This is a genomic window from Colwellia sp. 12G3, from assembly GCF_002836775.1.
Taxonomy (GTDB): Bacteria; Pseudomonadota; Gammaproteobacteria; order Enterobacterales; family Alteromonadaceae; genus Colwellia.
In genome coordinates, this window is the sequence record NZ_PJAQ01000004.1 from 60,182 (window position 1) to 68,067 (window position 7,886).

At 38.0% G+C, this 7,886-nt stretch carries 4 protein-coding genes; 2 read left to right on the forward strand and 2 right to left on the reverse strand.

What is annotated here, in order from left to right; translation table 11 throughout:
• Positions 1–5: 5 nt before the first annotated feature.
• The gene (locus tag CXF71_RS01495) at positions 6–1,847 is read right to left on the reverse strand and encodes a sensor histidine kinase (RefSeq protein WP_101231228.1); all 1,842 of its coding nucleotides are present in this window, start codon (positions 1,845–1,847) and stop codon (positions 6–8) included.
• 295 nt (positions 1,848–2,142) lie between these two features.
• Positions 2,143–3,225 (reverse strand): porin, encoded by a 1,083-nt coding sequence (locus tag CXF71_RS01500; protein WP_101231229.1) that lies wholly within the window; start codon positions 3,223–3,225, stop codon positions 2,143–2,145.
• Between the two features lie 592 nt (positions 3,226–3,817).
• On the opposite strand from CXF71_RS01500, the gene CXF71_RS01505 reads away from it, so the two are divergent.
• Both CXF71_RS01505 and CXF71_RS01510 read left to right on the forward strand, forming a co-directional pair.
• On the forward strand, positions 3,818–5,269 hold the full coding sequence (locus CXF71_RS01505) for an SLC13 family permease (protein WP_101231230.1): 1,452 nt from the start codon (positions 3,818–3,820) through the stop codon (positions 5,267–5,269).
• 511 nt (positions 5,270–5,780) lie between these two features.
• Positions 5,781–7,616 carry a mechanosensitive ion channel family protein gene (locus tag CXF71_RS01510; protein ID WP_101231231.1) on the forward strand — a complete coding sequence of 612 codons (1,836 nt, stop codon included), beginning with the start codon at positions 5,781–5,783 and terminating at the stop codon, positions 7,614–7,616.
• The last annotated feature ends 270 nt before the right edge of the window (positions 7,617–7,886 follow it).

The window sequence follows — 7,886 nt, forward strand, 5'->3', positions numbered from 1 at the left end:
TTTCCTTACGCAACCTGTGTTATAGGTAAGCTAATGGTAAAAATAGCACCGCCATCGGGGTGATTACTAACGTTAAGTTGACCTTGCATCGACTCAATAATGCGGTGCGAAATAGATAACCCTAAACCCAAGCCAAAATTATCTTTGGTAGTAAAAAATGCTTCGAAAACTCGATCAATATTATCGGCTAAAATACCGGGCCCATTATCTCTTATTTCAATAATAACCCGCGTTTTTTCGTCAATAACAGTAATCGTTATTTGTTTATCTGCTTGATCACTCAGTGCTTGTATTGCATTACTTAATAAATTAACCAGTACTTGTTCAAAGCGAATGGCATCGCCAAAAACATACATGGGTATTAAGCAAGGTTTGCTGATTAACGTCGCGCTGGCCGCTTTCGCTTGATGTTTTACAATACTCATTGCTGCCATTAGACTGGTATGCACATTAACCGCGGTAGCAATTCCGGTACTTTTTCTAGAGAAACTATTAAACTGACTGACAATATCGCTCAGCCTATCGACTAAACCAATAATGAGTGTCAGGTTGTTTTTCACCTTATCTGTCATATTACGTGCTTGATAGGCAAGCGCATTTTCTGAATAACTTCGTAAAGCCGTTAAAGGTTGATTAATTTCATGGTTAATACCCGCTGACATACTGCCAATTACTGCAAGTTTTTCTGATTGAATCAGTTCTTCTTGCATTTTATTCATTTGAGTTTGCGCTTGTTGCCGCTGCGCTATTTCTTCAACCAATTTGTCATTGCTGGCACTTAAGTCTGCTGTACGCTCTTTAACTTTTCTTTCTAACAACTGTTGAGACTGCTTAAGTCTTAAGGCATTTTTAAATCGTTCATTGGTAAATAACAATAAAAAAACAACCAAAAAATAGCCACTGGCGCTCAGTATAATTAAAAAGTTTTGTTGCTTTTGCATTGGAATAACAGAGCGCCATAGATGAACTTGCCAATTAGCCGTTTTCATCAACTGTTGCATGGCCAGTACTTGCTCTGTTTTATTATCGCTAGTTACCTCGAGTAATTTACTACTGAGATTTTTGGGCAGGTAGTAATTTGAAATATCAGTTACCTTGAGCGAAGATATTTTTTTATCGGTATAACGTTTAGCGGCTATTATTTCGCTATATTTGTCTTTAGAAATATTACCAATGGTTTTTAATCGCCATTCAGGCCGATCTGAGATGAAGACAACATCATCAGGTGCGACAATAAGGAAGTTAAAGCTATCGGTTAGTACTGTCTTTTTATATTGCTCTTCAATATCAGTAATACTAAGCTTTAATGCGATTACGCCGATAATTTTCTTATCGAACATCACAGGATAAGCATAATAAAAACCTCGCTTGCCACTGCTTAAACCCACCGCGTAATAATGTGAAAGTTGCCCTTTAAAAGCCTCTTGAAAATAAGGTCTAAAGGTAAAGTCCATGCCCACAAAAGACGTCGGTAATTGCCAATTACTTGCGGCGATAGTGATACCATTTTTATCAATCAAGTATATATCTGACGCTTGAGTCATGGTGCGCACATCTGCCAATAACTCATTTAACCTAGTCACTTTGTTGTGTTCATTGGGCGACATTAATACTTGTGTTAGTAAGGGGTGTTTTGATAAGACTTTGGGGATTTTATCAAAACGAGCAAGAATATTTTCTATATAGCCCACCAAGTTAGATAACTGCTGGCTCGATTGTTGATGCATTTTCTGATAAGCATTATTCATACCTATCAGCTGGGTAAACTCAATAGTCAGCAATAAGCCTACAACCACCAAGATGGAAACTATATAGTTTTTACGCTTTGATTTACCTTGATTGACCAAAAGAATTCACCTTGTGAATAATATCAATACCATTAAATGATTTTTCCTGCCCACGACACGGTCACAAACTTATATGGCATTGGCATAAACCAACGCTTGCTTATCTGTTTTTCAAGTTAACACGTTGTTTACTGTAGTTCATTAGCTATTTAGTCTGATAAAAAACACTTTGTTCCATATCAAATTCTGCACCCGCTTACGAAAAATTAACTCACGCTGTTGTATGTTGGTAAACAATGAAGAGGTATATTCATAAGAATATACCTCTTCACTTTTTATACTACCTATGGGTATGTTAGAAATCGAAACGCACACCTAATTGCATTTCCGACATATTCTCTCCCGTTGATGGTAAACGAGTGGTGTCATTATCTAACTGCTCAAATGATGCCCACAGACGAAACGTCTTAGAGAAGTAACGAATATACTCAACTTTAATAGAGCTTACATCACCCATTATTTCACAAGAATTTACAGCATACCGCGCATGTATTTGGTTATTGTCTTGACGCCATTTTCCATATAAACCTACCGTTGATCGCTCTTCATCAGCACAAGCAGTTACCCCACCGACCTTACCTGAATCTTTTGCAGAGACTAAGCGAACATTACCCGAGGAATTGCCCTTATATATATCAAAGTCTGCTTCTGCCAAGTGATAAAATGCTGAGACAGTGACTGCTTTAGAGATATCATACCAAGCTCTTAGTCCATATAAGTTACCGGTATTTTCGCCTTGTTGATCAGCGGCTAAGGCAACTTGGAGTTTTAAACCTTCATTATGATATTGACCCGCTAATTGGTATTGATCAATAGAATCACCATCTTGCTGCTCTGTTTGAATTGCAGCACCAAACTTCCAGTTATTAAAACTTTTTTGCCATTGCAGCATATCATCATCACGAATAGCACCTTGGCGCAGTGAGTCTAAAGCATCAGAAAAATACGCACTGCGTACATATTGATGCCATATAATAGTTTGCGAGCCATAAGTGACGGTACCAAAATCACCTTTTAGACCTACATATATCTGTCGCATTCCCGCTTTTTCATTTTGATTGAAATTAACGCCATCATCCCCACGTAAACCATACTCAACTTTACCTAGCCCCGTTAAACCCCCGGCTAGTTTAACTTCCGCATTAACACCGATTCGGCTTAAATAATCTCTACCATTTGCCGCGTCATCGGCAGTACCACTATCAACATAGTCAGCCCCCAAACGCAACGAGCCATAAAAAGAGCTCTCTACTTCTTCAGTCGCATTGGCACTTGTGCAACCGAGTAAAAGTGCCGTGAATAGAAATGATTTACCTATATGACTTTTTTTATCTGTTTTATCTGTTTTACCTGAAGTGCTCACTTGAATATGTTTCATGTTGTTCCCCTTTATCTTAAGAAGTTTTTATATTTGTATCGGAGTCAACCGCCTTAAGGCTTGAGTTGACACCTTGTTATCGCAATGTTCGCGCCAATTAATCAAAAGCATAAAAATCAAAATTTAACTAGCAGTAACAATTACTTATGAAAACACAGGGATTTGCACTTATAAATTATTGGGGGGATATCACCCTAAATGCTTATTGAGGTATATAGAAATCCCCCCATAGTAAGATCAGCAATAATTAACGATGCCACTTCACATTAGGTAATAATTGGCAAAGACGTTCTAATAGCTTTCAAATAAGCTTCTATTAGCTCAATGCAATGAGTAAATATTAGTAATAAAGTTGATGCTTTTTTTAAATGACTGCAAAACCTACGCGAATCATTTATTTTGGCGGTTTCCCGCACATATGGATTTATTTATGGGTGGATATCAATACTTTTAGGAGGAATATAACATATCAAAAAACAACAATATCAATATATAACAATGAGATAAAAACATGGCAACATCTTTGCAATTCATTATGTAGAACTATTATAAAAAACAACATTGTTATAAAAACAACATAGTGAGGAAATTTATGAGTGACATTCAAAACAAGGCAACGCCAATGCGGATGCTTATCTTAGGCCCAGCATTAATGCTGATAACCTTATTAGTTCCATCTCCCTTTGAAGGCATGTCGCCAGCAGCATGGTATACGCTAGGCTTAGCATTGTGGATGGCAACGTGGTGGATATCAGAAGCAACACCGGTTTCGGTGACGGCATTTATTCCTTTGATCGTGGCGCCAATTGTTGGCATAGCTCCCATTAAAGTAACAACCGCATCCTACGCTCACCCGCTAATATTTTTATTCCTCGGTGGCTTTTTCATTTCAATCGCGATGGAGCGCTGGAACTTACATAAACGCATCGCTTTAAAAGCAATGTCTTTAGTAAGTACAAAGCCAAGTCATCAAATTGGTGGCTTAATGTTGGTCACCGCATTTTTATCGATGTGGATGTCTAACACAGCAACCGCTGTAATGATGTTGCCTATCGCTTTATCGATCATTGAAATGGTTAGACAAAAACAAAGTGAAGACAACAAAGATAACTTTTCAAAGCCGATGTTATTGGCCATCGCTTTTTCAGCAAGTATTGGCGGTTTAGCCACCTTAATTGGTACGCCACCCAACGCGCTAATGGCTGCCTATTTATCAGACAGCTATGATATCGAAATTGGCTTTGCCCAATGGATGATTGTTGGTGTGCCATTATCTGCAGTACTTTTAGCTATGTGTTGGTTTATTTTGACTCGAATTTGTTATCAAGTAAATGAGGGGGAGCAAGTTGATACCACCAGTATGTTTAAAACTAAGTTACAAGAATTAGGAGGAATGAGTAAAGGTGAAAAGCTAGTACTGTTTTTCTTTACGCTAGCGGCTTTAGGCTGGATATTTAGACCCTTACTCGCAAAAATGACCGGGCTTGCCATCTCTGATACTGGTATTGCTATGTTTGTCGCGCTAATGTTATTCATCGTGCCTGTTGATAGCAAAAAAGATATTCGTATTTTATCGTGGGATGACACTAAGAAGTTACCTTGGGGAGTATTATTACTTTTTGGTGGTGGTCTCGCATTAGCAGGCTTGATCAAGACATCTGGCCTTGCCGCTTATATCGCAACTCAGCTTGAAGCAACCTCGAATTTCCCGGTTATTGGTGCCGTATTAATCGTCACAATTACCATATTATTCTTAACCGAAGTAACTAGTAATACCGCTACTGCAGCAAGCTTTTTACCTTTGTTAGGGCCTATAGCAGTAACACTGACTGATGGTCCTCTGATGCTGGTAATTCCAGCGGCATTGGCAGCCAGTTGTGCCTTTATGATGCCGGTAGCAACGCCGCCCAATGCCATAGTATTTAGCTCGGGTAACTTACGCATTGCTGATATGGCAAGAGCTGGATTTTGGTTAAACATAGCAGCTATTGGCCTGATACTGTTATTGATGTTCACAACGGTACCTCTGGTATTTAATCTTTAAAGTATCATGTGATACTGCATGAGCGATAAACACCAGACTGCTAATCTGGCGTTTATCGCTCATGCAGCTTCATTTGAAAAAGATAGTGGTATCTTTTCTCACCCAATCAACAGCAACCATTTCCGTTAGCACAGTACTCTAAACGCCGACCGGCCCCTAAATTGGTGCATCTAAAGGGTCTAATCCTTTTTATCTGCAATTGCAGCAAGCTCTGCTGATGTCGTTGCATGATCAACAAAGATACTACCTTTAGCAATACCTTCATTATTAACCTGTGCTTCCTAGATCAGACATTTTTCATAAACTTCATCCCACTGAGTGAGCACCTACTAGGGTTTATTGAGTTGGCGTAGCAGCAATTAATAGCAATCTAATTTTATCCTTTAATAACAGAGTACTTTACCTTTTATTTATCGAAAACTTGAGTTTTATCATGTATATTCATAAGTTGAAATAGTTCATGCTTATTCTGTGAACAGCAGACTTCAATTTATTTAAAATAAGGTTTTTTATGAATCGACAACTACAATTTTGTTGTTTAATTTTCAGCATCATCTTGAGTGTAATCCAACCCTCTTATGCAGCAACGCAACCACCAACGATAAAAGATATTGCTGAAACCGAGCAGAAAATTGAAACGTTAGTCGCCGGTGAAAATTCATCTAAAATCGATTATAAGCCAGGTAAAACACCGTTATCAACTTTGTTAGCTATTAGAGAAGCGGCCATCAATAAAGATTGGATCGAAGCTGGCAAATACATTGACATGCGTTACGTGTCCAAAGAAATCCAGGATATTGGTGCTGGTGAGCTTATCAGACAGTTAAGTATCGTGTGGAATCAACAAAATACCATTGACCTCGCCAGTGCTAGTAATGAAGAAGCTGGGCATAATAATGATAATTTACCCACCTACCGAGATCTACTTGGTGTAATCGAAACAAGCCATGGTAAAGTTAGTGTTTACTTACAGAGAGTTCCAGATAAAAATGGTAGTAAAATTTGGAAAATATCGAATGCCACAGTAAAACATATTCCAGTGTTATGGAATGAATTTGGCTATAGTGAAAAAATTGAAGAGTTAGCCAGTTATTTGCCTGAATTTAAATTGATCAATATGAATAATTGGCAATTTGTTTCTTTTGTCATATTAATCATTGGCGCTTGGTTTTTTACCAGTATTTTGAAAAGAATAGCCCCTTTCATCTTCAGGGAAACAGAAGGGAATGGCCCAGTGTTTGTACATTTCTTTGGGCAATCAATGCGAATGTTCCTATTTTTCATGATTATTGATTATGGATCGCATTACTTAGGACTATCGTTAAATGCTAAAGTGTGGATAGCATCAGGAACGCTCAAATATTTTGCGGTAGCCTATTTATTGCTTGGTTGTATTGAGTTATTCACTTCCTTGTATTTAGCGAAAATTGATAAGAATTCAGCCGCCATTATACGACCGATAATGACTACATTTAAAATCATCACGGTTATTTTTATGCTGCTTAGTTGGTTTGAAAGTGCTGGCTATAATATAGCGACTATTTTAACCGGGCTAGGAATAGGCAGTTTAGCTATTGCCTTAGCAGCACAAAAAACCCTCGAGAATGTATTTGGTGCCTTTACCCTCTACATTGCAAAACCGATTAAGCCTGGTGATTTTTGTAAATTTGGCAATGTGATTGGTACGGTAGAAGAAATAGGCTTACGCTCTACTCGTATTAGAAAACTTAACCGCTCAGTTGTGCATGTACCCAACTCAGTTTTTTCTTCAAAAGAGCTAGAGAATTACGCTGAAATTGATCGACGTCATTATAATCGACAATTCAGATTTCGTTTGGACACCTCATCCGATCAACTCAGACAATTATTAATAAGACTGAGAGATTTATTACTTGTTCATGAACGCGTGTTACCAACCGCAGCCAGAGCCCGTTTTGAAGAAATTGAGCGTGATGCTTTTGTTGTCGTAGTTAATTGTTATGTGGATACAAAATCAATTGTGGCTTTTAAAGCCGTAGCGGAAGATTTAAACTTATATATACTTGATATTATTATAGATTTAGGAATTGAATGGGCAATACCACAACAGCAAGTATTGATGGGAAGAGCAGCCTCTACTAATGAAAACTTGGCTGTTGAAGCTAAAGCTAATATGGATGCATTACGTGAAGAGAATAAATTACCATTCCCTGACTTTTCAGATGACGATGTCACAGAGCGTACCAATACTTTAGGCTATCCTCGAGAAGGTACCTTGCAAGGAAAAAAATCACTAGATATTGGTAAGCTAGCTGTGGGTGATATTTATGATGAAGCAGTAGAAGAACTAGACGCTGGACGAACATAATCGCTGTGAAGTTATTGCTATTGACGTCGATATTATTCAAATGAATAGCTTTGCTATGGTAATGTTATTAAGGCTACCTGCAGTACCTAGGTCTTTAATCTATAAAGCATTATCTCACTCTACATGAAGAGTAATGCCAGACTGTTAATCTGGCATTACTCGAATAGGCAGTATCTATCACTTATTTTATCTACGACTTATCTTACATAATACCAATTTGATTAAATTTCTTCCCAACTCAGAGTTCTGCTCGATGTTCAATAACAAGGC